General features: G+C 59.6%; 22 protein-coding genes. 6 read left to right on the forward strand and 16 right to left on the reverse strand.

Annotated elements, in window-relative coordinates:
* Positions 1-19 precede the first annotated feature (19 nt).
* Genes ACN28Q_RS06025 through ACN28Q_RS06035 form a run of 3 tightly spaced genes read left to right on the forward strand, consistent with a single transcriptional unit; the run spans position 20 to position 4,571 of the window.
* Positions 20-883, forward strand: coding sequence for a branched-chain amino acid ABC transporter permease (locus ACN28Q_RS06025; protein WP_095845514.1), 864 nt, complete (start codon positions 20-22; stop codon positions 881-883).
* On the forward strand, positions 883-3,363 hold the full coding sequence (locus ACN28Q_RS06030; RefSeq protein WP_095845515.1) for a branched-chain amino acid ABC transporter ATP-binding protein/permease: 2,481 nt from the start codon (positions 883-885) through the stop codon (positions 3,361-3,363). The genes ACN28Q_RS06025 and ACN28Q_RS06030 overlap by 1 nt, the downstream gene beginning before the upstream one ends.
* Positions 3,360-4,571: an amidohydrolase family protein gene (locus ACN28Q_RS06035; RefSeq protein WP_095845516.1), complete on the forward strand. Its 1,212-nt coding sequence runs from the start codon at positions 3,360-3,362 to the stop codon at positions 4,569-4,571. The genes ACN28Q_RS06030 and ACN28Q_RS06035 overlap by 4 nt, the downstream gene beginning before the upstream one ends.
* Here the strand turns inward: ACN28Q_RS06035 and ACN28Q_RS06040 are convergent.
* The 3 genes from ACN28Q_RS06040 to ACN28Q_RS06050 all read right to left on the reverse strand — a co-directional run bounded on the left by ACN28Q_RS06040 (position 4,560) and on the right by ACN28Q_RS06050 (position 7,069).
* Positions 4,560-5,270 (reverse strand): GntR family transcriptional regulator, encoded by a 711-nt coding sequence (locus ACN28Q_RS06040; protein ID WP_095845517.1) that lies wholly within the window; start codon positions 5,268-5,270, stop codon positions 4,560-4,562. The genes ACN28Q_RS06035 and ACN28Q_RS06040 overlap by 12 nt on opposite strands.
* A gap of 88 nt (positions 5,271-5,358) precedes the next feature.
* On the reverse strand, positions 5,359-5,817 hold the full coding sequence (locus ACN28Q_RS06045; protein ID WP_095845518.1) for a GNAT family N-acetyltransferase: 459 nt from the start codon (positions 5,815-5,817) through the stop codon (positions 5,359-5,361).
* A gap of 37 nt (positions 5,818-5,854) precedes the next feature.
* Positions 5,855-7,069, reverse strand: coding sequence for an alpha/beta fold hydrolase (locus tag ACN28Q_RS06050; protein WP_095845519.1), 1,215 nt, complete (start codon positions 7,067-7,069; stop codon positions 5,855-5,857).
* A 111-nt stretch (positions 7,070-7,180) separates the two neighbouring features.
* Here ACN28Q_RS06050 and ACN28Q_RS06055 point away from each other — a divergent pair, with 111 nt between their 5' ends.
* Positions 7,181-8,026 carry a LysR family transcriptional regulator gene (locus tag ACN28Q_RS06055; protein ID WP_095845520.1) on the forward strand — a complete coding sequence of 282 codons (846 nt, stop codon included), beginning with the start codon at positions 7,181-7,183 and terminating at the stop codon, positions 8,024-8,026.
* Positions 8,027-8,029: 3 nt separating this feature from the next.
* On the opposite strand, the gene ACN28Q_RS06060 is transcribed toward ACN28Q_RS06055, so the two are convergent.
* Together ACN28Q_RS06060 and ACN28Q_RS06065 are read right to left on the reverse strand one after the other, a co-directional pair.
* The gene (locus ACN28Q_RS06060) at positions 8,030-9,271 is read right to left on the reverse strand and encodes a DUF1835 domain-containing protein (protein ID WP_095845521.1); all 1,242 of its coding nucleotides are present in this window, start codon (positions 9,269-9,271) and stop codon (positions 8,030-8,032) included.
* A gap of 149 nt (positions 9,272-9,420) precedes the next feature.
* The gene (locus tag ACN28Q_RS06065) at positions 9,421-10,326 is read right to left on the reverse strand and encodes a LysR substrate-binding domain-containing protein (protein WP_095845522.1); all 906 of its coding nucleotides are present in this window, start codon (positions 10,324-10,326) and stop codon (positions 9,421-9,423) included.
* Between the two features lie 99 nt (positions 10,327-10,425).
* Here ACN28Q_RS06065 and ACN28Q_RS06070 point away from each other — a divergent pair, with 99 nt between their 5' ends.
* Complete coding sequence (locus tag ACN28Q_RS06070; protein ID WP_095845523.1) at positions 10,426-11,199, forward strand: HalD/BesD family halogenase; 774 nt, start codon at positions 10,426-10,428, stop codon at positions 11,197-11,199.
* Here the strand turns inward: ACN28Q_RS06070 and ACN28Q_RS06075 are convergent.
* The 4 genes from ACN28Q_RS06075 to ACN28Q_RS06090 all read right to left on the reverse strand — a co-directional run bounded on the left by ACN28Q_RS06075 (position 11,194) and on the right by ACN28Q_RS06090 (position 15,245).
* On the reverse strand, positions 11,194-12,273 hold the full coding sequence (locus ACN28Q_RS06075) for a DUF2817 domain-containing protein (RefSeq protein WP_095848931.1): 1,080 nt from the start codon (positions 12,271-12,273) through the stop codon (positions 11,194-11,196). The genes ACN28Q_RS06070 and ACN28Q_RS06075 overlap by 6 nt on opposite strands.
* Before the next feature lie 16 nt (positions 12,274-12,289).
* The gene (locus tag ACN28Q_RS06080; RefSeq protein ID WP_095845524.1) at positions 12,290-13,069 is read right to left on the reverse strand and encodes an ABC transporter substrate-binding protein; all 780 of its coding nucleotides are present in this window, start codon (positions 13,067-13,069) and stop codon (positions 12,290-12,292) included.
* 481 nt (positions 13,070-13,550) lie between these two features.
* Positions 13,551-14,126, reverse strand: a complete 576-nt coding sequence (locus ACN28Q_RS06085) for a YceI family protein (protein ID WP_413541184.1) — start codon at positions 14,124-14,126, stop codon at positions 13,551-13,553.
* 204 nt (positions 14,127-14,330) lie between these two features.
* A complete protein-coding gene (locus ACN28Q_RS06090) occupies positions 14,331-15,245 on the reverse strand; it encodes a LysR family transcriptional regulator (protein WP_095845526.1) in 915 nt (304 codons plus the stop codon).
* A 122-nt stretch (positions 15,246-15,367) separates the two neighbouring features.
* Between ACN28Q_RS06090 and ACN28Q_RS06095 the strand changes: the two genes are divergently transcribed.
* Complete coding sequence (locus ACN28Q_RS06095) at positions 15,368-16,141, forward strand: SDR family oxidoreductase (protein WP_095845527.1); 774 nt, start codon at positions 15,368-15,370, stop codon at positions 16,139-16,141.
* 57 nt (positions 16,142-16,198) lie between these two features.
* On the opposite strand, the gene ACN28Q_RS06100 is transcribed toward ACN28Q_RS06095, so the two are convergent.
* The 7 genes from ACN28Q_RS06100 to ACN28Q_RS06130 form a co-directional block, all read right to left on the reverse strand.
* Positions 16,199-16,765: a L,D-transpeptidase family protein gene (locus tag ACN28Q_RS06100; protein ID WP_230469399.1), complete on the reverse strand. Its 567-nt coding sequence runs from the start codon at positions 16,763-16,765 to the stop codon at positions 16,199-16,201.
* An 80-nt stretch (positions 16,766-16,845) separates the two neighbouring features.
* On the reverse strand, positions 16,846-17,892 hold the full coding sequence (gene tssG / locus ACN28Q_RS06105; RefSeq protein ID WP_095845529.1) for a type VI secretion system baseplate subunit TssG: 1,047 nt from the start codon (positions 17,890-17,892) through the stop codon (positions 16,846-16,848).
* A complete protein-coding gene (gene tssF, locus ACN28Q_RS06110; RefSeq protein WP_095845530.1) occupies positions 17,889-19,676 on the reverse strand; it encodes a type VI secretion system baseplate subunit TssF in 1,788 nt (595 codons plus the stop codon). Before tssF ends, tssG begins: the two co-directional genes overlap by 4 nt.
* Positions 19,673-20,197, reverse strand: coding sequence for a type VI secretion system lipoprotein TssJ (gene tssJ / locus ACN28Q_RS06115; protein WP_095845531.1), 525 nt, complete (start codon positions 20,195-20,197; stop codon positions 19,673-19,675). The genes tssF and tssJ overlap by 4 nt, the downstream gene beginning before the upstream one ends.
* Entirely contained in the window at positions 20,194-23,535 is a 3,342-nt protein-coding gene (locus ACN28Q_RS06120) for an ImcF-related family protein (protein WP_095845532.1), read from the reverse strand. Before ACN28Q_RS06120 ends, tssJ begins: the two co-directional genes overlap by 4 nt.
* A complete protein-coding gene (locus ACN28Q_RS06125) occupies positions 23,516-24,646 on the reverse strand; it encodes a KPHS_23130 family T6SS system protein (protein ID WP_095845533.1) in 1,131 nt (376 codons plus the stop codon). The genes ACN28Q_RS06120 and ACN28Q_RS06125 overlap by 20 nt, the downstream gene beginning before the upstream one ends.
* Positions 24,643-24,900 (reverse strand): PAAR domain-containing protein, encoded by a 258-nt coding sequence (locus ACN28Q_RS06130; protein WP_095848932.1) that lies wholly within the window; start codon positions 24,898-24,900, stop codon positions 24,643-24,645. The genes ACN28Q_RS06125 and ACN28Q_RS06130 overlap by 4 nt, the downstream gene beginning before the upstream one ends.

Below are 24,900 nucleotides of genomic sequence, written 5' to 3' on the forward strand. Positions count from 1 at the left end.
CCACGCGAGGAACCTGACCATGTGGAGCACTGCCCTGACCACCGGCCTGAGCCTCGGCAGCATGTATGCGCTGCTGGCGCTCGGCTTTCATATCACCTGGATTGTGTCGCGCACGCTTAACTTCGCACAGGGCAGTGCGATGATGGTCGGCGCCACGCTCGGCTACACGCTAAGCGTCAGTTGGGGCTGGCCGCTGTGGCTGGCGCTGCCCGCCACATTGCTGTGCTGCGCGCTGTACGGCATGTTGATCGAGCGCCTGCTGGTACGCCCGTTTGTCGCGCGCAATTCGGACGCCTGGCTGATGGCGACGGTGGCGGGCGGCATCCTGGTGGATAACCTGGCGATGTTCACCTTCGGTAAAGAGCCGCGCCAGTTCCCGGTGACCGACGTCAACTTCACGCTGTTCGGCAATCAACTGTCGCTGATTAACCTGCTGATCCCGCTCACCGGCCTGGTGATTGTGGTGGCGCTGACGCTGGTGCGCCGCTATAGCCGCCTGGGCAAAGTGCTGGAGGCCACGGTGCAAAACCCGCGCGCCGCACAGTTGATGGGCATTCGCGTCAACGCCGTGGTGGCCGTGGCCTTTGCCCTCTCCACGCTGTTCGCCGCGCTGGCCGGGCTGCTGATTGCGCCGCTGTTTAATATCCACAGCGACATGGGCACGTTGTTTGGCCTGAAAGCCTTTGCCGTGGCGATCCTGGGCGGCCTGGCCAGCAGCAGCGGCATCTGGATCGCCGGGCTGCTGTTTGGCCTTAGCGAAGCGCTGGTCACGCTGTGGTTTGGCTCCGCCTTTACGCAGATTTTCACCTTCTCGCTGGTGATCCTGGCGCTGGCACTGCGCCCCGACGGGCTGTTTGGTAAAAAACTGAGGGTGAAAGTGTAATGCAACGTTTTCCTGTCAATACGGTGGCCCTGGCGCTGCTTGGCGTGATCGCCCTGCTACTGCCCTTTTTCCTCGGCAGCTATGCGCTGCTGGTGTTTTCACTGTTTGCGCTTGGCGTCACCACCGTCGCCGGCCTGAATATTTTGCTTGGGCTGAGCGGCCAGGTTTCCTTCGGCCATATCGCGTTTTATGCGCTGGGGGCCTATATTTCCGCCGGGCTGACCCTGGCCGGGCTGCCGCTCGGCATAGCGATGCTGGCGGCAATGCTGGCGTGCGGCCTGATCGGCGGCCTGCTGGCGATCCCGGCGCTGCGCGTGAGCGGCCCATTCCTGGCGATGATCACTATCGCTTTTGCGCTGGTCGTGCGCCATGTGTTGATTGAATGGCGCGATGTGACCGGTGGTTCTAACGGCCTGATGGGCATCCCGATGCCTGAATTCGGCGGGCTCGATCCGGCTATCGGCCTGGCGGTCTGCTGCGGCCTGCTGATGATGGCGGCGCTGTGCGGCTTCGCCCGCCTGCAGCACAGCCAATGGGGGCTGGCGATGCGCGCAGTGAAAGCCAGCGAAATCGCCGCGCGTTCGCTGGGCTTTAACCCCGTGGTGAGCAAAACCCTCGCCTTTACCCTTTCCGCCATGTTGACCAGCGCCGCCGGCGCCCTGGTGGCGCCGTTGATGATGTTCATCAACCCGGATTCCTTCCCTTTTTCGCAGTCGATACTGTTCATTCTCGCCGTCGTCATCGGCGGCAGCGGCACGCTGCTAGGGCCGGTGCTGGGGGCGCTGTTGATCGTGGTGCTGCCGGAACTGTTGTCCTCATTTGCCGAATACCGGTTGCTGATCTTCGCCGTGCTGTTGCTGGTGGTACTGTGGCTGGCTCCGCGCGGGCTGTTGGGCACCCTGAGCCGCTGGCTGGCGAAACCGCCGGTGGCATTGGCGCCGCAAACGCCGGACGCCGCCCTGCTGCAACGCCATTTCAGCCACAGTGGCCAGCCGCTGCTGAAGGTGGAAAATATCGGTATCCGCTTCGGCGGCGTGCAGGCGGCGAAGGACGTCAGCTTTAGCGTGCGCGGCGGGGAAGTGCTGGGGCTGATCGGCCCCAACGGCGCCGGGAAAACCACCGTGCTGAATATGATCAGCGGCTTTTACCGCGCCGACAACGGCAGCATCCAGTTGCAACGGGAACTGCGCGGGCTGGCCGCCTGGCGGGTCGCCCGCAACGGCATCGCCCGTACCTACCAAACTACCCAACTATTCAGCGGCATGAGCGTGCTGGAAAACCTGTTAGTGGCCCAGCAACGCGGCAGGCAGGGGTTGCCGTGGCGGCGCCCGGCCGCCGAGGCCCATGATATTGCGCTCGCGCTGCTGGCGTTGGTGGGTTACCGCGGTTCAGTACATACCCCGGCGGAAGATCTGCCGCACGTCGATCGTCGGCTGGTGGAGATCGCCCGCGCACTGGCGCTTAACCCGGCTCTGCTGCTGCTTGATGAACCGGCGGCGGGCCTGAGCCGCGAAGAAACCGACGCGCTGATCCCACTGCTGCGCCGGCTGGCAAGCTTTGGGCTGGCGATAATCGTCGTCGAGCACGATATGGCGTTGGTCATGGCAGTGAGCGATCGGCTCCAGGTGCTGGACGCCGGCAAACCGCTGGCGCACGGCGCACCCGCCGAAGTGCAGCGCAATCCGGCCGTCGTGGCGGCCTACCTTGGCGGCACCGACTACCGCGGCAAACCGCGCCAGCGGGCGCTATATTCCGATGGCCAGCCGGGGCTGGTGGTGAACCAACTGACGCTGGATTACGGCGCCGCGCCGGTGGTGCGCGACGTCAGCTTCAGCGTCAATCCGGGGGAAACGGTCGCGATCCTCGGTGCCAACGGCGCCGGCAAATCCACCATTCTGCAAACCCTCGCCGGCCTGCATCCGGCGCGCAGCGGCGCGATTTATCTGCACGACCATTCAATCAAAGAACTGAACGCCAGCCAGATTGCCGCTCGCGGCCTGGCATTGGTGCCGGAAGGGCGGCAGTTATTCCCGCAGATGACGGTGCTGGATAACCTGCTGATCGGCCAGCATGCCTGTGCCGAAAGACACGATCCGCAGGCGGAGATCGAAAAGGTGCTGACACGCTTCCCGCGCCTGCGTGAGCGGCTGCACAGCCCGGCAGGGCTGCTTTCCGGTGGTGAACAGCAGATGGTGGCGATCGGCCGCGGCCTGATGTCGCGCCCATCGATCCTGCTGCTGGACGAGCCGAGCCTTGGCCTCTCGCCGGCGATGATCGGCGAGCTGTACGATGCGCTGGCGGCGCTGCGCGATGAGGGCGTTACGCTGTTGCTGGTGGATCAGATGGCCAACCTGGCGCTGACCATCGCCGATCGGGCGCTGGTGCTGGAATCGGGCGTCGTGGTGAAAGCCGGCCGCGCCAGGGATCTGTTGGCGCAGGCGGATCTGGCCGACGCCTGGCTGGGAGCTGCGAACGCATGAAACGCCTTAAGATAATAAACGCGCGCCTGGCGAACCAGCCGGGGCTGCACAGCCTGATGATTGAGGACGGGCGTTTTGTCGCCGCCCTGGCGGCGCCGGCCGAAACGCTGGATCTGCAGGGCGCGCTGGTACTGCCCGGCCTGATCGAAACCCATATCCACCTGGATAAAGCCTGTATTATCGATCGCTGCCGCCAACAGGAGGGCACGCTGGCGGAAGCCATCCGCGAAACGGCGCGCGCCAAGACGGATTTCAGCGAGCAAGATGTCTATCAACGCGGGGCCAAAGTGCTGGAAATGGCGATTATGCAAGGCACCAGCCACATGCGCACCCATATCGAGATCGATCCGGTGATTGGCCTGACGGGCTTTAACGCCATTCGCCGTCTGCAGGCCGATTACGCCTGGGCGATTGATCTGCAACTGTGCGTGTTCCCGCAGGAAGGGATGCTCAATAACCCCGGCACCGAAGCGCTACTGTGCGAGGCGCTGGCCAGCGGGGCGGATCTGTTGGGCGGCTGCCCCTACACCGACAGCGACCCGATCGGGCAGATCCGGCGGCTGTTTGCGCTGGCGGCGCAGTACGATGTCGATCTGGATTTCCACCTCGATTTTGATCTTTTGCCGGAAAACCGATTAATCGATGAGGTGATCAGCCAAACGCGCCGTTGGCGGCGCGGTGGGCGCGTTACCGCCGGGCACGTCACCAAGCTGGCGCTGCTGGAACAAGATACGCTGCGGGCACTGGGCGCTGAACTGGCCCTGGCCGGGGTGCAGATCACCGCCCTGCCCGCCACCGATCTGTTCCTCACCGCACGCGATCGCTTTGCGCTCAAACCGCGCGGCGTAGCGCCGGTAGATGAACTGGATAGCCTTGGCGTCGTCTGTTCGCTTTCCACCAACAATATCGCCAACCCGTTCACGCCGTTTGGCGATGCATCGCTGGTGCGGCAGGCCAACCTGTTCGCCAACGTCCGCCAGCTCGGCACCCAGGCGGATCTGCTGCGCTGCCTGTCGTGGATCTCCAGCCAGGCGGCACGGCTGCTGCGCCTGAAGGATTACGGGTTAACGCCGGGCTGCCAGGCGGATTTTGTGGTGTTTGACGCCGAACGCGCCGATCAGGTGGTGGCGGAGATCGCCGCACCCAGAATGGGCTTTAAGCGCGGGCGCCAGACCTTCCACCGCCCGCGCACCGCGCTACTTCGCTAGGCTTGCTTCAGCATTCAGCGCCTGGCGCAGCGACATCGCGCCAGCCGCTGGATCCAGCTCCAGCGCCAGTTCCGCCTCCAGCTCATTTAAATGCGCCAGCATGATCCGCTGCGCCTCCTCCACCTTGCCGGCCGCTAGCGCCGCCACAATCGCGCCGTGTTCCGCGCATTGGCAGGCCGGCGTATCGTTGCGCTGATAAAGCGCGACAATCAGCGAACTGCGCACCATCAGGTTGGCAAGGATTTCCCCCAGCACTTTATTGCCGCTGACACTGGCCAGCAGCAGGTGAAAGGCGCTGAGCTCGCGCACGATGTCCCGGCGATCCTGCCGCTGCGCCGCTGCGCGTTCCGCCTGCTGCTGGGCGGCGATCTCGTCGCCAAACTGCGCGATACGCTCCGGCGTGATAGAGGCCACAATCGCACTTTCAATGGCGCGGCGGGCAATGAAAATCTCACGCGCTTCCCGCGCCTCTGGCTGCGCCACCATCGCGCCGCGGTTCGGCTCAATGGTGACAATATGCAGCAACGCCAGGCGCTGCAGCGCGGCCTGTACATGGTTACGGTTGGCATTCAGAGCCTCGACAATCTGCGCTTCCACCAACCGGGCACCGGGCTTCAGCCGGTGCTGAGCAATAGCAACCGACAGCGCCTCAACGATACGTTGTACTTCACGCTGTTTTGCGGTGGCAACCTGACTCATCCTTACCTCAATCTGGCCTGATAGATAGCCGCTACTATAACATCTAACCTACCACCGCCTCACTACTGAACAGCCAGCACCGCGATCGTCACGTCACCACCGTGGGCGCATGCGCCAAACGCATATGCAACAAGGGAAAGGGCTTGCCCAAGCCATCCAGGGGCGAACGGCCAACCACAACAAACCCCTGGCGTTGGTAGAAGCCGATGGCCTGTGGGTTCTGTTCATTCACATCCAGTTCGCTGATGCCCCATTGCGCAATCGCATACTGCAATAACTGCTTGCCAACCCCCTGCCCGCGCGCCTGTGGCGCAACGAACAGCATTTCAACCTTGCAGCCTGAAACGCCGATAAACCCCAACATCGCATTTGCGGCGTTCTTGCAAACGCGCAGTTCAAGCGCGCAAAGATAATCATGACGAATGCGCGGTCGCAGCCAGGCGATGTCCGCTGCCTGCAAAAAATCGTGAGTGACGCTGACGGACGCTTCCCAGAGATCCGCCAACGCATCAAACTCGCTTTCCTGTGCGGTGAAAATACCCGTCATTTGTCGTCATCCCTCAGATAAACATGCCGCCAGGCGTTCAGCGCCCCGTGATGGCGGCCAGCAACGCCTGCGGTTGCTCGACCGGGATCGAATGCCCGGCATCGGGGACTAAAAGATGCTCGGCCGCGGGGATTAGGCTGGCGATCTCAAGCCCAAGCTCGGCCGGCGTAGCCCGATCCTGGCCGCCGGATAACACCACGGTGGGCGCGCAAATGGCGCCGATCAGCGGCCGTATATCCCGGCGCTGGATAACCGCAGCGCGCAGCGCGGCAGCCAAACCTTCAGGATCCTGCGCCATCATGTTTGCCAACTCCTGCTGCGCCGCTTGTGGATGCGCGGCCAACCAGGCTCCCGCCGCCTTCATCCCCTGAATCTCCTTAAACATCGCCAGGCGCTCGGCATCGCTTCCCAGCAAGGCCTGTTCACGCCGATGCCATGCGGGAATACGTTCTGGGTATTCTTCCCGCGCGCTGGTATTCACCAACACCAAGCGTTCAACCAATGCGGGATGCCTGGCGGCAAGACGCATCGCAATCATTCCCCCCTGGCTGTGGCCGATCCAGGTAGCGTGCTTAATGCCGTGCTCTTGCAGCCACAATGCCAAATCATCAGCAATAAGGTCAAGATCAAGCCCGGAGCGCCAGCCCGTAGCGCCATGGCCGGGCATATCAAAGGCGATGCAACGATAATTCCCCTGCAACGTGGCAATCTGCTGCGCCCAGAATGAACGATCCAGAAACAGACCGTGCAGGAATATCAGCGCCGGGCCCTGACCTACGTCTTCCCAGCCATAATGCATTTGGTTAATGGCTACCGACCTGGCAGGCGACGCGCTTGCATGAGCCTGTGCCAGCAACAGCGAATCTTCAAAAATTTGGTAGCGGGCAATCCGCTGCTCACGGACGGTGAAGCGGATGGCATAGTCACTGTCGACGATGGCGCTACTGGCCATAACGCGGTGACGAAACCGCCCCAGCGCGATCACGTCGCTTCCCGCATCGATCAAACGTTCGACACTAAAAGCCAACGGTGTGAAGCCCAGAGGGAAACGGGCGATCCAGCCACGGATTTGCGCATGCCCGCGCAAAATACCCACGGTGGTCACGGCCGGATCGCCATCAATGTGCCAGACGGCGTCTTGGTGCACGCAGGCCATGGCGCGCTCAACGTCGCCTTGGCCGAAGGCCGCCAGGTAGCGGCGAACGGTTGCAACGGCTTCAGTATCATGGGGCTGGGTCTTGGCAGTGTTCATGGCGTTCCTTTAAGAAAAATGAATGGGTTATCTTCACGGCCAAAATAAACCTTTCCTCGTTTTCTTAGAATGGAATATAAGTGAGAACCGAATTCCAATTATGGAAAGCCTATGAACTGGGATGACCTACGCTATTTTTCAGCCGTGATGCAACACGGTGGCCTCAGCGGCGCGGCGCGTGTTTTAGGCGTGAGCGCCCAAACCGTCGGGCGCAGGATCACGATCCTGGAAGCGGAAATCGGCACCACCCTATTTGTGCGGCACCCGACCGGTTATCACCCCACCACCGACGCCTTCGCCTTTTCCGCTGAAGCCGAAAAAGTGGAGGCAGCAATGGTCATGCTGCAGGCCAACTTCAGCGCCCGCGCAGAAAACCTGACAGGCCCGGTGCGGCTGGCGGCCCCCGAAACGATCGCCGTCGAGCTGCTGCTGCCCGCGCTGCAACCTTTCCTCCAGTTGCACCCGTCCCTTGAGCTTGAGTTGATCACGGGCATCGCGCCGGTGGGCATAGCCCGGGGCGATGCCGATATTGCGCTGCGGTTGGTGAGGCCGGAGCAAGGGGCATTAACCATCAGGCAGATAGGTTCTATGGCCAGTGGACTCTATGCCGCGCCCGGTGCTTCCAGCGATCTGGAAACGGCCCGGCTGATTGGCTGGGATGCCGCGATTGATTTGCCCGCCGCTCGCTGGCTGCGCCGGGTAACCGGCAGGGAGCCAGATATACGTCTTACCAGCCTTGCGGCGCACCGGGCGGCAATTAGCGCGGGAATTGGGATCGGTGTGCTCCCTCAGTTTTTGGCCGATGGCCTTATCAGGATTGAAGCACCGGCGTTGCCAATCGAACCTTTATGGCTGCTCACCCATGCCACCGAAACCACAACGCCGCGCATCAAGGCGATTTACGATGAGATAGTGCGGATTATCACGCTAAATGGCGCGAAAATCCGCGGCAAATAAGGATTACGATTCGCGCCAGACCGGGGAAAGATCGGCGTCGATCGCCCAGTGCGCTTGGCGTGGCGCGATGCATACCCCACCCACCCAGCGCGCCTGCGAGGCATAATCCGGCCAGTATGCCTGGCCTTTCACTACCGCCCGCCCCAATTCGGTCAGCGTTAATCGCCGCGCGGGCCATTCACGCTGCGGATCGGCCTCTATCAGCAGGGGTTCATCCGCATCAATCAGCGGCCGGATCAAGGCATGGAACATTAAATCGCCTAAATAAGGCAGCGGCTCCCGCAGTGCGGTAAGCACCCCGAAAACTTTACCGAATGCCACCGGGCCGGCCTGATGGATGTAGTGCAACGCCAAGCGTTCCGTTAGCGACAGCCCATCCTGGATGTGCGGTAACTCTTGCAATTGCCGGAGCATGGCCGGGGCAAGAAAAGGCAGCGCCGCATGGGACTGGTGCGCAAGCGCCGCCAGTTGCACCGGCGATGCGCTGCAATACGCGGCCCACGCCTGGCAGGCCAAACGGTGCGCCGCAGCCCCAATGGGCCTGCGCTGTGGCCACAGCCAGGCCAGCACATCGGGGGAAAGCTGGCCGATGCCAATAAAGCGCTCAACCCCTGGCACGTGGTTTATTTCAATCAGCTCCAGCTTCTGCGGCAGCTGTTTCAGGCCGGCCAACACCCGGATCAGGAACAGCTGATCGTAGGCATCCGCTTCGCACCACAATATGGCGTTGGCACTGCGCGCCAGATTTTCCAGGCACTGGTATTCGTTATCAAAACGCGACGTGACCTCAGCCTTTGCAATACCAAAGGCACTACTGATGAATTCAGTGCGCTGCGCCCGGTATTGCGAAAAGGGCAGATCCTGAACCGGCCCCATGCATAAAGGATCGGTCAGCATTTGGAATTCCCCACGGAAACCGGCAATCCGTAGCGCGTGTTCGATATCATTGCCGCAGCGCCAGTGCACGGTATGCGCTTCGTTGTCCGCGGCGAAACTGGGGTGGCGGGCTGCGAAATCGAGCGCCTCTACGTGCGCTTTTAATTTGGGCCAACTGCTAAAACCAAGGCCGCGGGCGATCAGCCACTGGGCGCCCGACAGGGTGAGAGCAGCGGTGGGGTTGAGGCGCTGAAGCAAGGCCAATTCATCAGGCGCAGCGCCTTGTTTTAACCGACGCAGCAGTGCCTTCGCGCGTTTGCGTTGTTGCTCAAGGTTGATGTGACCATTGTCGATGTGTGATGCAGACATACGAGCTCCTTATCATTACCTTATCCGCATTCAGGTAGGGAGTCGTAAGATACGCTGTGGGCAAACAATCCTGGGCGTAGCCCTTTCCGCAGATGGCGGCGCAGATCACGCCTGCCGTGAGTATAACTATTAAGAAATGGGCGCGCAATCTATACGCCTTGGGCCATCGCCAGCAGCCACGCCAGCAGTTGCCGCCCGCCGGGCAGCTCAAGGCTACCTGGCGGCCAGGCGACAAAATAAGGTTTGCTGAGCGGCAGGCTCAGGCTATCGATCACCACCAATTGCCCACTTTTCAGCGCTGGGCCGATCAGCCGCCGCTGCCCAAGCAACAGGCCGTGGCCCTGGATTGCCGCATCAATGGCCAGCGAGGTGAGATTAAAGGTCAGATGCCGGCGCCCGGCAGGCGCGGCGATCCCTCGGGCCTGGCACCACTCGCGCCAGTTGGGCAAAAAGCGCCCGTCCTGCCCCCAGTCAAGATGAATCAGCGGCGCCGTAGCCAGGCCGGCCAGCCCATTGATGGCGGCCGCCAGCGCCGGGCTGGCCACCGGCAACACCTCATCCTGAAACAGCTGGCGCTTTTCCAGTTGGGGGTACTGATGCGCGCCGAAGCAAATAACAAAGTTCGCCGACATGGCGTTGAAATCCACATGGGCGTGGGTGGCGTGCAGCGCCAGATCCACCTCTGGGCAATAGTGTTCCCAGCTTGCCAGGCCGGGCAGCAGCCACAGCGAAGCCAGCGCCGGCAGGCAGTACAGCGCAAGCCGCTGCGCCTGGCGCTCCGCATTCAGGTTATGCTGCCCCAGTTGCAGGATCTCGAACGCCTCTTTCACATAGCGCAGGTATTCTTTGCCCGCCTCGGTCAGTTTCACGCCGCTGCGAGTGCGCACAAACAGCGTGACGTGCAGTTGTTCCTCCAATAACCGGATTTGCTGGCTCACCGCGGCGGGAGTTAACGCCAGCAGCGCCGCCGCTTTCGCCAGGCTCCCTGCTTCCGCCGCCACCTGAAAGGCCTGGATGCTGTTCATTTTCGGCAATTTGGGCTGCACGGGCGGCATATAACTTTCCTTTTGTTAGCGTTAAGAAATTTTTGCTACGGCTGATAGCGGCAGGCTGCTTATAGTGAACGCCACCTGCACAAAACGAGAACCAAAACCATGTTGAACACTATCGTCCAAATCGATGCCCATCCCTTAGCGGATCCCGCCTGGCGCCAGACCTGCCGGGAAACGCTGCAGCACGACGGCGCGCTGGTACTGCGCGGCTTCCTGACCGGCGCAGCGCTCGAGCAGGTGCGCCAGGAAGGCGAGGCCCGCCACCATTTGGCCTGGTACGCCGTCAACCGCCATAACGTTTACCTGCAGAAGCCCGATCCGGCCTTGCCGGCCGAGCATCCGCGCAACCGTGAGGTTGTCTCCACCAAGGGCTGCATTACCGACGATCAGGTTGCGCCGGATTCCCCGCTGCGCCAGCTTTATAACGATGCCCAGTTCCGCGATTTCCTGTGCGATGTGCTGGAAGAAGAAGCGCTGTGGCCTTATGCCGATCCGCTGTCGTCCATCAACCTGCACTATGCCCATGCCGATCAGCAACTGGGTTGGCATTTCGACAATTCATCGTTCGCCATCACGTTGCTGATCCAAAAACCGTTGGGCGGCGGCGTGTTCGAATATGTCCGCGATCTGCGTGACGCCGACGCCGGCGAAATGAACTACGCCGGGGTGGCGGAGGTGCTGGATGAACAGCGCCCGGTCGCCAAACTGGCGATTGAGCCAGGCGATCTGGTGCTCTTTCGCGGGCGCAACGCGCTGCACCGGGTCACCCCGACCGAAGGTGAAAAACCCCGGATGCTGGCAGTGCTGGCCTGGAACGCACAACCGGGGATCGCCCTGTCTGAAACGGCTCGCATGACGTTTTACGGGCGGCTATAAAGGCTCGCTTTCCGCTAACGCCCGCCACGCCCGGCGGAAAATCTGCCGGGTACGCAGCGCCACCAGCTCACGCCAGTCCTCATCTTCCGGCCAGAAACCGGCCAGCAGCGCCTGCTTCACCGCCCGCCCAGCGGGGCTAAGCGGATCGCCTGCCAAGTGCAGCCAGTGATCGGCCCGCACCCGCTGGTGCATCTGTTCCCCACTCAGGGTGCCGCACTCAATCACCAGTTGGGTCAGTTCCACGCCAGGTAGGCTATCCAACATAAACTGGGACAGATAGCCGGTTGCGCTGGCCGTAACGCCGGTGTCGCTCTCGCGCTCGGCACCGGTAAACAACACGGTGAGCCATTCGCCGAACCACTGCCGGGCAAGCGCCTGCTCCGGGCGCGGCGTTTCGGAAATAGCCAGCAGCATCGGGTGGCCCCAGGCGCCGGCACCGGTATGCAGGTCAAAACTGATGATCCGCCGGGCGTGGCTAAAGTGGCGTTCGATAATCTGTTTCAGGGTTTGGCGCGACCAACTCTCGCCCACGCCGCCGAAGAACAGGCCGTCGGCATGGCGATACTGCCCGGCTTCCACCACCCGCTTCACCGCCGGCCAGCCCTGGGCGCCCAACACCGCCGCCAACGCACAATCCGCCGGCTCCCGCTCGCCATGATAAAACGCATGATATTTTTCATAATCTGCGTTCACCGGCAGCGGTTGCCCAAAATCGACGAAATTACGGTTAAGATCAATGTTGTCTTCGTTTACGCGCCGCAGCCAGGCGGTGCCCCAGGGGTTGATCAGATGGATCAGCACCGCGGCAGTATCCGGCGGCAAGGCGTGCGGATCGTATTCATCCAGCCAGGCGATCTGGCTCTCTGAACCGTAGTAGCCCTCTACCCCGTGCGTGCCGGAAATAATCACCAGCAGGCGGCTGGCCTGCGCCGGGCCGATCAACGCAACATCGGTATATAGGGTTTCGCCTTGCGGGCCGGGCAGCGGGTGCCGCCAGTGGCTCAACGCCCCGCCGGCCCGCTGCACTGCCGCAAGAAAACGCGCCCGCTGGGCGCCATAATCAGGTAATGCCACGGCATCCGTCACGGCCTTATTCCTTGTTTGGATAGACGTTGAAATGGAAGTACTTTTTGGTCAGGCGATCATATTCACCATTTTTATGTAGCTCGGCCAGCGCCTGGTTAATCAGGGCCAGATTGGCCTCATCATCTTTACGCAAGCCGATCCCAACGCCTTCGCCAAAGAATTTTTTATCCACCAGCGTTGCTACGATGGCGTACCCTTTGCCCTGATCCCGGCTCAGAAATCCCTCATCGGCCGATACGGCATTGGTCAGCGTGCCGTCTAACCGGCCGGTAACCAGATCCGGCCACAGCTCTTCCTGGTTCGGGTAGGCAACCACATGTACGCCCGCCGGCGCCCATTTTTCGTTGGCCCAGGATTCGTGGATGGTGCCCTGGGCTACACCAATGTTTTTGCCCTTGAGGGTGGCGATATCAGCCGTTAACCCGCTGCCTTTCGGTGCGACCAGCGCACTCGGCGTGTTGTAAACCATGTTGGAGAAGGCAACCTGTTGGCGGCGCTTATCCGTCATCGACATGGCGGACAAGATAGCGTCGAACTTTTTGGCCTGCAGCGCAGGGATAATGCCATCAAAGCCGATTTGCACCCATTGGCATTGCACCTTGGCCTGATGGCAAATCGCATTGCCCAAATCAATGTCGAAGCCCTGCAACGCGCCATCCGGCGCTTTGGACTCAAAGGGCGGGAAGGTCGGATCGACGCCAAAACGCAGCGTCTGTTGGGCCGCCGCCGCGCCGCAAAAGCCCAGTAACCCAGCCAAGCAGGCGGATAACAGTCGTTTTTTCATTGCTTACTCCCTGAAAAATCATGCAATAAAAGGCAGGCAAGGTTATTGGCCTGCCGCAGGTGACATCTGTGTTTATGCCGGTGAAGCGTAATACCGGCTTGCTGGCAAAACTTGATACTGGTGGATCACGCCTGCCAAGGCAACCCGCTACATCAGCATTATTCCCTGTGAAATAGACGATTAAGGCATAGCCCTGACACGCGGGCCGTTTATAAACATACATGTATATACAGGGGTGCTAATGTAAGCATTTATCGTGCCAAAGCGGAATGGAGATAAAACGGAAGGCGGCGGTCACGCAGCTGCGGTGCGTGCACCAAAACAGGCCAGCGCTGCTGCCTTATGGCACCGACCGGGGCGCGGCGGTTTTGGCGAAACTGGGGGCGATTTTCAGCAGGGGAACCAAGTGCTAAAAAGAGCGGCGTGTTGTTGGGGAGGAAATCAATATCTGGCTGGCACAGGCCAGCCAGAAAACAACCGGTTATTTACTATAGGCTTCGGTTGAGATAGTCAGTGTGATTTCATCAGCAACGGCAGGAACGTATTTATCAATTTTAAAGTCAGAGCGTTTGATCGTACCTACGGCATCAAACCCGATAGCAGGTTTTTTCAGCATCGGCTGAATATCCTGTTTGTTGAGGGTGGCATGCAGCGTGACCGGTTTAGTGGTGCCCTTAATGGTCAGGTTACCTTCAACGTCGAACTGATTATCACCCTTGGCGATAACTTTGGTGCTACGGAACGTCGCCGAAGGGTATTTCGCCACGTCAAAATATTCCGCGCCCTTAAACTCTTTGGTCAGAAGCGGTACGTGGCTGTCTATTTCAGAAACCGGAAGGGTAACATTAATAGTTGATTTTTCTGGGCTTTCTTTATCGAATACCAGTTCGCCTTTGGCATTCGGGATCACCGCTGTCGGATGAGAAAAACCGAAGTGGTTCCAGGTTACAATAACGGAAGTATGTTCTGGGTTGAGCTCGTATTTTACAGCTTCTGCCTGTGACAGCGGGACATAAAGACTTGTTGCCGCAAACAACGCGATGGTGATCTTTTTCATATTATTCACTGCACTACCCTCATGAATGAGCAAGCATTAGGAAAGACATTTTCACAAGCTATTAACAACGTTGATAGTGAATAGTTTTGTTTATTACGTTCAGTTTTTTTCAAACATGATGACGCATGGGCTATTCAGCCTGCGCCATCGTATATTTCAGTATAATAAATCCCCTGCCATCTGCCCCAAAACACGGAGGCAAACTTAAGCCGTTTTGCTGAGTTGCATTTTTTCCACTAATAGCGGCTCAAGCCAGGCAATAAATAGATGGAGCGGGCGTGCAAGATGCCTTCGGCTGGGATACAAAATACTGACAGGAAGCGGGCGAGGCAAAAAGGCCGGCATAACCTCATGCAGGGCACCGGCCGCCAGGCGTTCACTCACGTCATATTCCGGGATCTGAATCATCCCCATGCCCGCGACGCAAGCCTCGATATACGCTTCGGCGTTATTAACGGTCAGAAAACTGTTAACGTCCGTACTGAACGTTTCTCCATCACGTTGCCATTCCCAACGTTCCTGGCGCCCGGTCGTCGGCGAGACATAGCCCACAGTAAAATGCTTATCAAGCTGCTCCGGGGATTCGGGCGCGCCGAAAGAGGAAATGTAGCCCCCGGAAACCACATTAATAAACTTCAGATAACCGACCCTGCGCGCCACCATCCCTGAGTCATTCAGCACGCCAACGCGAATGGCACAGTCAATACCTTCCTCCGGGAGATTCACGCTGCGGTCGGTCACACCGAGATCAATCTGAATCGAGGGATGACGGGCAAAAAAATCGGGTAGTGCGGGCACGATAATGCGTCTTCCGACCCGCCCTGGCACATCCACCCTGATTTTCCCCTGCACATGCCCATCGGCCTGCCGGAAAAGATTCTCGGTTTCTTCCACATCCTGAACCACAACCTGGCAGCGCGCATAAAACGCGCTTCCGTCGGAGGTCAGTGAAACGCTGCGCGTGGTGCGGTGTAAAAGGCGGGTCCCTAGCCGGGACTCAAGTTCTTTGATGGCGGCAGAAACGGTCGAGGCGGGCCGGTTCATCGTCTCCGCCGCCCGAATAAAGCTGCCATTTTCCGCAACACGGATAAATATCCGGAACAGTTCGATGGTGTCCATAGGCTCTCATTATTCGTTAATGCTGAATAGTGCATGCAGGTAATGGGTCTTTATACAGCATTTCGTTGTATTAAGCTGTTTTTACGAACACACCCGTCAATAACCGACACAGGAGTTGGAACATGACCGACCACGCTATCAAAGGTAAAACCGTTCTAATCGCCGGTGGGGCTAAGAATCTCGGGGGCCTGATTGCCCGTGATTTCGCGCAGCAAGGGGCCCGTGCCATTGCGATTCACTATAACAGCGACGCGACGCGGCAAGATGCTGAAGCCACAGCCGCGGCGATCAAGGCCGCCGGCGCGGAAGCGGTGGCGCTCCAGGCTGATTTGACCACTGCCGCCGCCATGGAAAAGCTCTTTGCTGACGCCGCCGCTGCGCTGGGGGCACCGGACATCGCCATCAACACCGTAGGGAAAGTGCTCAAGAAGCCGATGGCCGAGATCACCGAGGCGGAGTTTGATGACATGAGCGCCGTTAACGCTAAGTCTGCGTTTTTCTTCCTGAAAGAGGCGGGTAAACACGTCCGGGATAACGGTAAAATCTGCACGCTAGTTACTTCGCTGCTCGGTGCCTATACCCCATTCTATGCTGCCTATGCGGGCATGAAAGCACCGGTTGAACACTTCACGCGTGCGGCTTCGAAAGAGCTGGGCGAACGCGGTATTTCCGTCACCGCTATCGGCCCCGGGCCAATGGACACTCCGTTCTTTTATCCGGCCGAAGGCTCGGATGCCGTGGCTTACCACAAAACCGCGGCGGCCTTGTCCCCTTTTAGTAAAACCGGCCTGACGGATATTGAAGACATCGTTCCCTGGGTCCGCTTTCTGGTCAGCGACGGCTGGTGGATGACCGGGCAGACGATTCTGGTCAACGGGGGCTACACGACTAAATAATGCCGGGCACTGGCAGCGCCTCTCATACGGAGGGGCTGCCAATGTTATCGCCGTTCATCATGGCGCAACAGTGATGGCAATCCCCGTCGGCACTCTGGCCCAGATCTGCTGCATGTCTGCGTTGCTGACAGCGATGCAACCATCGGTCCAGTCAAAATGGCTGAATATCGAGCTGAACCATCCCCACCCGTTAGGCACCCCGTGGATCATGATATTTTCACCAGGTTTATATCCCCCCACTTTTCCACGCTGTACGTCATTCAGATCGGGATAGGAAATATGTAAACTGAGATAAAAACGTGAATGAGGGTTACGCCCGTCAATCACGTAACGCCCTTCGGGGGTTTTCTTATCGCCCTCACGCCGTTTGGCGCCCTGGTCAGCACCGGTCCCCAGAGAAACAGCATAGCGGCCAATAACCCTTCCCTGACGCATCAATACCAAATGCCGTGCCGCCTTGTTAACCACAATAAGATCAGCCTGTTGATCCGCCGGGTAAGCCGCAGGTGGCGATCCATTTCCCCACCGGGCCATCACTTTGGTCCAGATGACAATACCAATAATGATAATCCCGACTGCCAGCCCTATTCTGATAGCAAGCGAAGGCATTTTTAAGCGTTCCATCAAAGCCATGTCTCCGATAACACGGGTGAATGTATTACACACAATATTTTGTTTTCATTATTTATTTTTTTACGCATTAATCATACCCGCCCAAACTCCGCGCTATTTTCCCGGAGCCGCCCTACTCTGATGCGGGTGGTTTTCGGCATCTGCTCCAGATTGTCGTTCCTCAGCCCCAGCATCACATTATACCCAGAGAACAACCCTGGTTCACCAAGCCGGGGAACCGGCAGCAACCGGGTGGGAATAGTCAGCCAGAGCCGCACATCATAATCACACCCAAGATACGTGCGCAGTAGCACCATCACGTCCTGCCTGAGCTGGCCATCGGGCATCCAGCCTTTTGCTTCACCGGGGTCTTCCGTTGAGAGTTCCACCCTTGAGCAGTACCCGGCAACGGTGGTTTCGTTCCCCAGGATCGGATGCTGATCGAGCGTCATGCCATCACGTAGCGAGAGCCGGGCCCGTTTTGCTACCGGCATTCTTGCCGGGTGATACGGGAACACATGCACCGCTGTATGCGGTGCCTGGCTGCGGATGACCGCTGCAATGCCTTCCGTTGTGTGTGCCGGATGCAGCAGGGGCTGCAGGATTGCCAGTAAGCGGGATGGCGGCAGATCCCGACTGTGGGCGATCCCCGCCAGCGCCATCAAACTTTGTGAAATATTATCCGTGCCGCCGGGCTCAAAGGTGGCCGGGTAGCTGTACTTACGCCAGATACGGTAAAACTGGGTCATCAGCCGGTGGTTGAAGATATCCAGAAACGCAGCCATCGCATCGGCCCCGTCGCGCCCCTGATTGATATCATCAATGATGGCCGTGGGAAGTGGAGAGTCCACGCCGTACAGGCCGAAGAAATTCGTTCTGACCGTGGGCGGCGCATCTGGTTTATCCGGGTCAGTTTCCGTGCGTTTAAGCTCAGCCGAGGGAAAGCCCAGATGCGGGTTAGGACGAAAGCGTACCGGGTCAGTGTCGGGCGTGTGCCCCGTGCCCAGGCGGCTATTGGTCGCCCGCTCGATCAGTTGGCAAAAGCGATAGAAGTTAAACCGTGCCGTATGGTCATTGCCTTCCCCGTCCAGCCAGAACGGCGGCAGGGGCAGCTTATCTTTTTTGCATTCAGCAGTCACATCAGCACCCTGTCAATACGCCGTTCCGGCCAGGCCCACTCGGTGCCGGATCCGGTGAGCAGCACCGTCAGTTGGGTAAAGCGGATGACGCTGGCGTACTGGGTGAAGAACCGCTCCAGCAGGTCGCAGAACAGCCTGGCATCGCCGGTACCGCTGAATTGGGTTTCGTCCAGCATCACGCGAATACGTACGCCGTGCCAGTGATACGAGGAGTTATAAGCCTGCTTATAGCTGACGTGACGGATGCCGCTGATGCGGCGGCGGTTGTTCTCATCATCATCGCGCCAGTTAAACAGCGACAGCACGGCTCTCAGATTTTCAGCGCCACTTATCATCTGGCTCAGCGCCCGCGGATGCAGTTGCGCCATTAGGTGCCACTGATACAGCGGCGTGGTCGGTGGGTAGCATGGCATGGAGGGCGGCTGCCGGGTCCGGCAATGCAGCGTCAGGTTTCCGGCAACGGTGATCCCGTCAAAGACGGCGTTCTCCAGCGCCATGCGCGGGTAATTCCCGTTGGTACAAGTGATGTTCATAAACAACGTGGCATCATCCTGGCGACGATCCGTCTCACTTTCGTCGCCCCCCAGCATCAGCAGGGTTTCATACAGGCCGCTGACGCCACGCCAGATACGGGTATGGTAGTAACGTTCCGGCCAGGCATCTTTACGCTGGAGCATGCCGCCTTTATGGCGGAAGTGGCTATACGGCACATAGCGTCGCTTATCCAGCATCTCGCTGGCGGCAACCTCATCCACACTGTAGATTTCAGTGTGGTGATCGCGCAGGCGATGCGGACGCAACCGGTAATCCTGTACCGCAGGCTCCACCCTCAACGGCTCGGCATTGAGAGAGAATAAATTTATTACCGGGATGCAGTGGATACGCAGGCTGTCCTCTGGCACCGGAATATCACGGGGGAGCGACTGGCGCAGATGAATCTCCAGGATAACCTCCCGGCAGTCTTCGCTGAAGGGAAGCGAATCCAGTCCGTAGAGGGTAAAAAAGGCAAAACGGGCCGGGAAGCTGAAATACTCAAGCAGCGGGCGAATTTCGCCACACAGTGCCGGGCTGTCGCTCTCCGGCCATACTGAACGCCAGTGCTGCTGCCAGCAGGCGCTGATGGTGCCGTTAAAAGGCTGTGGATCCGGAACACCAGTCTGCGGCAAACGAACCGTGATAGCCGCGATATGATGCGTCAGGGTGTGATACATCAGCGACTGCAAGGGGCGCTCACCGTGAATATAGAGCGGAATGGCACTGAGATTCACCTGGCCGGGATCAGCATACGGGCTGAGGGAAAAGAGCAAGGTGATAATCTGGTGCCCGTCAGGGTGGAACGAGGCTGTAACGTTCCCCATCGAGAGCGGATGCAACGTCAACACATCGGTGGTGCGGAACGGGCAGCGCAGCGCTGTTTTATCCATCGGGTGGGCCAGTAAAGTGGTCCCCTCCGGCAACACCACATCACGCACCTGAGCCGCCATGTTCGGCGTCAGCTCAACCACCGCCATTGACGGCAGCGTGCGGTTAACCACCGGCAGCAAGTGCCCCAGCAGCGGCTCGGTCAGCTCTGGGATATCATCGTCAATTTTGCGCCGCATCTGCGCCATCATCACGGAGAAACCCTGGAACAACTGCTCCACGGACTCGTCCATCTTCAGGGACATGCTGTCCACACCCAGACGGCGACCGGCTTCCGGGTACTGCTGCGCAAACTCCCGCGCAGCTGCTTTCAGGTAGCGCATTTCGCTGTCGAAATACTTCAGGAAGTCGTGGTCGTTCATTTCTGCTCCGGCGTCAGGATCAGCGTGTTATTACGAATTTCAAGAGTACGTGGCTCGTCCGGGTCAAGATCATCGCGACTTAGCACCTGCTTCCAGGTGCCCCGGGTTCTGTCAGGCTGGCGGAACAGGCCCACCACCGCGACAAACTGTGCCTGCTTATCCATCGGGATAGCCAGACTGACGCTCTGGCCCGGCACCACGCTGATTTGTCGCTGGGCCACAAGGCTATCTTTCAGCACGATATCCGGCTGCATCAGCAGATCAGTGTATTCGGCGGTATCAAAAGTTTTGCGGTCATTGAGTTGCAGAACGCGCAGGCGTAGCGGCATGGCCTGCTGCGTATCATCCTGATTGATGGCGGCACGGGCGGTGAAGGCCAGATGTAGATTTTCCACCTGGCAATAGAATACTGCCTTTGCCACATCCACCGTCCCCTGTTTCGTCTTCTGCCAGAGGCCACAGCTGTTCAGCAACGCCAGGGAGCAGCAGAGCAGGAATAGCTTACAGGAACGGGTTATCATTTCTCACCTCCGTTGCGGGCAATGGCATCTGGGCTGCCGGAAGTGAATATCTGCAATGGCAGGGCAAAGCCGCGCAGGTCGAGTAGCGCCAGCGGCCCTTTACCCAGTTCGGTACGCATCTGATAATTGAGCACTAACCTGTCCGGTGTGAGCCAAGACACCCGGTACAGGTTGTCGCCAAGGTCGGTTACCAGCGCCTTGTCCAGCAGGCGGATAAACCCCCAGCTTTCCTGCATATCGGCATACAGGCGGGAGCCTGTATGCACGGTTCGCCAGCTCAGCGAGGTTCGCGGCTGCCAGCGATTGTCCGGCCAGGTCAGCGTCTGCCAGCTCTCCTCTTGGTTAAAGTACTGTATTTTCTGGCGATCCACCGTCAGTTCAGACTCCACTACGTCGCGCGACGGCTTTGCCATCAGTTGAAAATGCAGTGCCACATCACCACGGGCAAACGCCACGTTCGCGATATGGGTCAATCGGTTCAAAGCCGCCAGGAACGCCGGATTAAAGGCCAGTCCCTGGCTGTTCATCGCATCCGGCACCCATTTATCGCCTTCGCGGCGCAGCAGACCACCGAGGCGGGTCTGGATAAACTGCGCAATTTTCCCGGTATCGCTGCGCATGTACTGCGCCAGCTCCGGCAGAGAGGCCTCGCTCTGACGGTCCGCAAACGGGTAGCGATCGGCAAAGGCCTGGTTCCACGGGGTGGCAATATCGCTCTGCCACTGACTATTGATGCTTTCAGAGGTCGGGCCCAGGACCTGCTCCCAGGCCTGCACCATCGGCTGAACAAACACCGTCTGACCAAAGCCGCTCCACTCTTGCCCGAGGCTGGCGGCAATCAGGCTGCCATAGTCACGGGTGTCGGTGAGATCCACAGCCTTGCCCTGGAACACCGTCAGAGCCAGCGATTGCATCATAGCCTGCGGATCCGGAGCATTGGTCACCTGCTGCAGGCGCAGGCGAACGCGGGTGATACGGGTCAGGAAGGTCTGCAGGCTAAGGCTGTTCTGTGCCGCTGAGCCGGTATCCGTCAGCGACAACAGTGGGCCAAAAGTCGCATCCAGCGGGCCGCTGGCTCCCTGCCACTGACTGATGGCTTTTGCCTTATCGCTGTTGAGCAGTTTTTTTGCGGAGTTCACCAGCGAGTCGGTCAGGTCACCGCCGGTCTGGCCGGCCCGGCCCTGAACGCTCAAGGTGTTCATCAATGCAATAAGCGGTGACTGGCGTACATCTGCCAGCAGGGTCAGTTGCTCAATGGATTCGGACAGGCTCTCGGCCCGATGCCATTGCAGGCTGTTGAGGAACTTCAGCCAGGCTCCAGCGTAATCGGAGAAATAGCGCGCCGTCAGCCGGGCCTGCAGCGTTTCCGGGGAAATATCAGTGGTAGCGTTTGGCTTACTGTCGCTGAGCACCCAGTCAATCTCATCCCGGCGGGCTCTGGCCGCTTTCGTAATCGCGGGCTGCACCTCCTCTTCCCAGGCCTTCCGGGTGAATACGCCGGGAACCGTTTCATCGGTACTGAATAAGCGGCTGCTGTCGGTGCCGCTGACTATCTCGCTGAGGGGCATGTCGGCATAGTCGCGGGACACCTGGTCGAGTAGTTTCTGGTAACGGGTAACTTCAGCATTACTGGCGCCAATCTGGCGCAGCAGCGCGGAACGCATGCTGCTGACCAGGCGCATATCCGGCGTCAGCCGCCAATCCAGATGTGCAGGCATATTCGCCATCATAAAGGCCAGCATATCGCCCCCGATCATCAGCCAGGTGCCGTCCGCAACCCCCTCCCGCTGCTGCCACCCCTTCATCACTGTGGTGCTGAAAAACACCGGGTCGGCTTTGTCCGGGCGGGAGAGCATCAGGTACGCTTTCAGCAGGTCGTACATACTTTTCGCCTGTTCTGCCCGCAGTGGGCTATCCGGCGGCAGGCTGCGCCAGGCGCTCATCTGCACGATAAGGTGTTGTGCAGATGCATCACGCAGCAACGGCATCGCGCCCTGCCGCCACTGTGGCCAGAGGGCTGCCAGCAGGGGGGCATTCTGGCTGAGCCCGAAACGCATATACCACGGCGCACCGTACCGCTGCCAATGCTGCAGGCGCTCCATCTCTTTCTGCAGTTCCCGCAGAGCGAACAGTTGCTGGCGCAGTGGCTGATGTGTGTCCGTTGCCGCCAGCGCAAGCCGATGGTCAGCCTGTATCAGACGCAGGTTAGCGATAGCCGAAAACACCACGCAGGCCAACCATACGGCCAGCAGGCAGGAACACGCCAACAGCAGGGATTTGCGCCAGGAGGCACCGTTAGTGATCGGTTTCCGCCAGCGCTGCGCCAGTAAATCCAGCCAGGCTTTTCCCGGCTGCCAGGCATGCCGCAGGGAGGCAGCCCCTGAAGTAACCGACGGGCTGAACACCATCCCGGCAAGCGGCAGCGCCCGTGCGCCTTCAGAGAGCTGCAACAGCGTATGCGTTAAGCGTTCGGCTCCACCATTGCGCAACGCATGGGCCAGCTCCAGCAGAAAACTGTGTTGGCGGTCATGGTCCGTCTGCTGCATCCCGCGCTCAATCAGCAAGCGTTCAAGGTCAGCAAAGGAACGGTGATACTCATCTGCCCCATATCCAGGCGCGATGATAAAGCCTGTCCCCTGCATCGGTAATCCGGGTTGTGCCTGCTGCGGCTCATGGGTTTCCCACAGCCAAAGCGGAATATCCTGCCCCAGCAGGCTGTAGCGCTTCTGCATCTGCCGGGCGGTGGTGTCCAGCATATCCTGGGTCAGTTCTGTGTTGGCATTCACCACCCAGACCACCGCATCGGCCAGTTGGCGACGGATTTTGCGCAATGCCTTCAACTGAGACGGAACCGGTTCATCCTGCGGGCCGCCATGCCACAACAGCAGCGTGTGATGCCCTTCCAGCCAGTGCTGGGTAGTCAACCCCGGAATGGTCTGTTCAACCAGATGCGCCTCTCCGACCACCAGCAGAATGCGTACCCGGCTGCGCCAGCGCCACCGGTACTGATAACGCATCTGTGTGACGATATCCTGAACCCGCTGATTTTCTGGCGGGCGCTGTTTTTTGGGCCCGCTATCCCCGGTGGCTTCCCGCGCGTTCAGGCGCACCAGCCCCCGCCAGGCGAGAATAAACAGCGGGCAGAACCAGACCAGCGACAGCCAGACCATCAGTGACCAGAAGGCAATCTGGCGTGGTAATGCCGCCTGCAGGCCGAGGCTACTGCCAGCAAAGTAATAAAGACCTGCCCCGATAAGCACCAGCAGGGTGACGGCTATCAGGTAGCCGGTCACCAGCCAGAACAGCGAGTGCCGGGATTTAGTGCGGGAGGTTTCCACGGGGAACGCAAACTCCTGTAATAAATTGGGATTCCATTAATGAGGCAGTCCAGCCGCAAGATTGGCCGTTCAGCGCAGACAACAGCGCCAGCGAACAGAGGGTGAACGGAGTGATGTTTCCGGCATCACCCAGCCAAGGAGCAAGCACATGGTCAATAGCAGACCATCCGCCGTCCAGCAGCGCATCCATAGCCGCTTTGTCTGCGGCAATCACGTTCTCTGGGGCATCAATCAACCGTGCATAGCGGGAAAGCTGTGCCACAACCTGAGCGGCGGTTTCCCCCGGTAAAAGTGGCCAGGCTTCTGAGCGGTGCAGCAGCACCGGAGCCTGCGGGGAGCAGAGCCAGGCAAAGGCAGCTTCCCCGGCCACCCGGGCATCAGCAGGCAAACCTTCCCCGCTGCCGGCGCACAGCAAAAACGCATTTTCCGCCATAATATCGATAACATTATCGATACCGTTCAACGCCATAAGCCGCGTGTTCTCTTCCGGCAGGACAATACCCGCAGTGGTCAGCACCTCACGAAATGCCCCAAGGCTTTCATCATCCCCCAGCCAGCAGAGGTGCCCGATAAGGCGGGTTTCACCGGAGCGGTGCAAGTGAGCCACCAGCCTGCGGGCCAGATAAGCGGCCAACATTGCCGGACGGCTGAGCGTGCCGCTCAGCACCAGCGGACAACGCAGCACGGCGTTGCCGCCTGCATCCATAAGCGCAGACGGTGCGTCAGGCGGTTGCATCAGCAAGGCCAGATGCTCTGTAGTCTCATCCCCTACGGGCGACACCAGCAGCACGGTTTCCACCGGCAGGGCCTGGCTACGCTTTTGCCACCAGGCATCCAGCGCCCGCGACGTCTCTGCATAATAGGTTTCACGGTTGTCCGTGCCCTGGAGCCAGACCAACGCGCGTAATGCGACGGCCAGCAGCCAGCACAACAGCGGCAGCTCCACACTCCAGAACCAGAATAGTGGCGTGCGGGTGGGTTTGCCCTCCGGCCACAGCAGAATGGTGGTCATTGACGACAGAAACAACAGCACCGGCAGCACCACCCACCAGCGCCGCCAGCGGGCCGGATGGATAACGGCGTAATCGGCGTAATCGGGCGGGTGATTCATCCGCAGACATCCATATCCGGCAGGGAACTGACCAGCGTACAGCCGCAGGCGCACTTGTGCCCGTCCAGCGCCACTGCTTTATCATTCACAGTACTGCCCGGTGCGCCCTGAATAATGGTGGTTATGCCGTGCTTATTACACTTCACCTTATCGTCCACGCAGGCCACCGGCTTGCCAAAGGCATCAAAACTGCCGCTGAGCACTTCCCCGCCGTAAGGCTTAAGCGTATCCCCCACGCGAACCAGCTTTTTCAG

Origin of the sequence: Gibbsiella quercinecans, from assembly GCF_002291425.1 — a bacterium.
Classification (GTDB): domain Bacteria; phylum Pseudomonadota; class Gammaproteobacteria; order Enterobacterales; family Enterobacteriaceae; genus Gibbsiella; species Gibbsiella quercinecans.

Excerpts from the sequence above, each read along its gene's own strand:
- ACN28Q_RS06050 (WP_095845519.1), bottom strand. The coding sequence starts at position 7,069 with ATGAACACTGCCAAGACCCAGCCCCATGATACTGAAGCCGTTGCAACC.
- ACN28Q_RS06055 (WP_095845520.1), top strand. The coding sequence starts at position 7,181 with ATGAACTGGGATGACCTACGCTATTTTTCAGCCGTGATGCAACACGGT.
- tssJ (WP_095845531.1), bottom strand. The coding sequence starts at position 20,197 with ATGATAACCCGTTCCTGTAAGCTATTCCTGCTCTGCTGCTCCCTGGCG.
- ACN28Q_RS06080 (WP_095845524.1), bottom strand. The coding sequence starts at position 13,069 with ATGAAAAAACGACTGTTATCCGCCTGCTTGGCTGGGTTACTGGGCTTT.
- ACN28Q_RS06030 (WP_095845515.1), top strand. The coding sequence starts at position 883 with ATGCAACGTTTTCCTGTCAATACGGTGGCCCTGGCGCTGCTTGGCGTG.
- tssF (WP_095845530.1), bottom strand. The coding sequence starts at position 19,676 with ATGAACGACCACGACTTCCTGAAGTATTTCGACAGCGAAATGCGCTAC.
- ACN28Q_RS06065 (WP_095845522.1), bottom strand. The coding sequence starts at position 10,326 with ATGCCGCCCGTGCAGCCCAAATTGCCGAAAATGAACAGCATCCAGGCC.
- ACN28Q_RS06035 (WP_095845516.1), top strand. The coding sequence starts at position 3,360 with ATGAAACGCCTTAAGATAATAAACGCGCGCCTGGCGAACCAGCCGGGG.
- ACN28Q_RS06125 (WP_095845533.1), bottom strand. The coding sequence starts at position 24,646 with ATGAATCACCCGCCCGATTACGCCGATTACGCCGTTATCCATCCGGCC.
- ACN28Q_RS06045 (WP_095845518.1), bottom strand. The coding sequence starts at position 5,817 with ATGACGGGTATTTTCACCGCACAGGAAAGCGAGTTTGATGCGTTGGCG.
- ACN28Q_RS06070 (WP_095845523.1), top strand. The coding sequence starts at position 10,426 with ATGTTGAACACTATCGTCCAAATCGATGCCCATCCCTTAGCGGATCCC.
- ACN28Q_RS06095 (WP_095845527.1), top strand. The coding sequence starts at position 15,368 with ATGACCGACCACGCTATCAAAGGTAAAACCGTTCTAATCGCCGGTGGG.
- ACN28Q_RS06090 (WP_095845526.1), bottom strand. The coding sequence starts at position 15,245 with ATGGACACCATCGAACTGTTCCGGATATTTATCCGTGTTGCGGAAAAT.
- ACN28Q_RS06040 (WP_095845517.1), bottom strand. The coding sequence starts at position 5,270 with ATGAGTCAGGTTGCCACCGCAAAACAGCGTGAAGTACAACGTATCGTT.
- ACN28Q_RS06025 (WP_095845514.1), top strand. The coding sequence starts at position 20 with ATGTGGAGCACTGCCCTGACCACCGGCCTGAGCCTCGGCAGCATGTAT.
- ACN28Q_RS06085 (WP_413541184.1), bottom strand. The coding sequence starts at position 14,126 with ATGAAAAAGATCACCATCGCGTTGTTTGCGGCAACAAGTCTTTATGTC.
- ACN28Q_RS06100 (WP_230469399.1), bottom strand. The coding sequence starts at position 16,765 with ATGGAACGCTTAAAAATGCCTTCGCTTGCTATCAGAATAGGGCTGGCA.
- ACN28Q_RS06060 (WP_095845521.1), bottom strand. The coding sequence starts at position 9,271 with ATGTCTGCATCACACATCGACAATGGTCACATCAACCTTGAGCAACAA.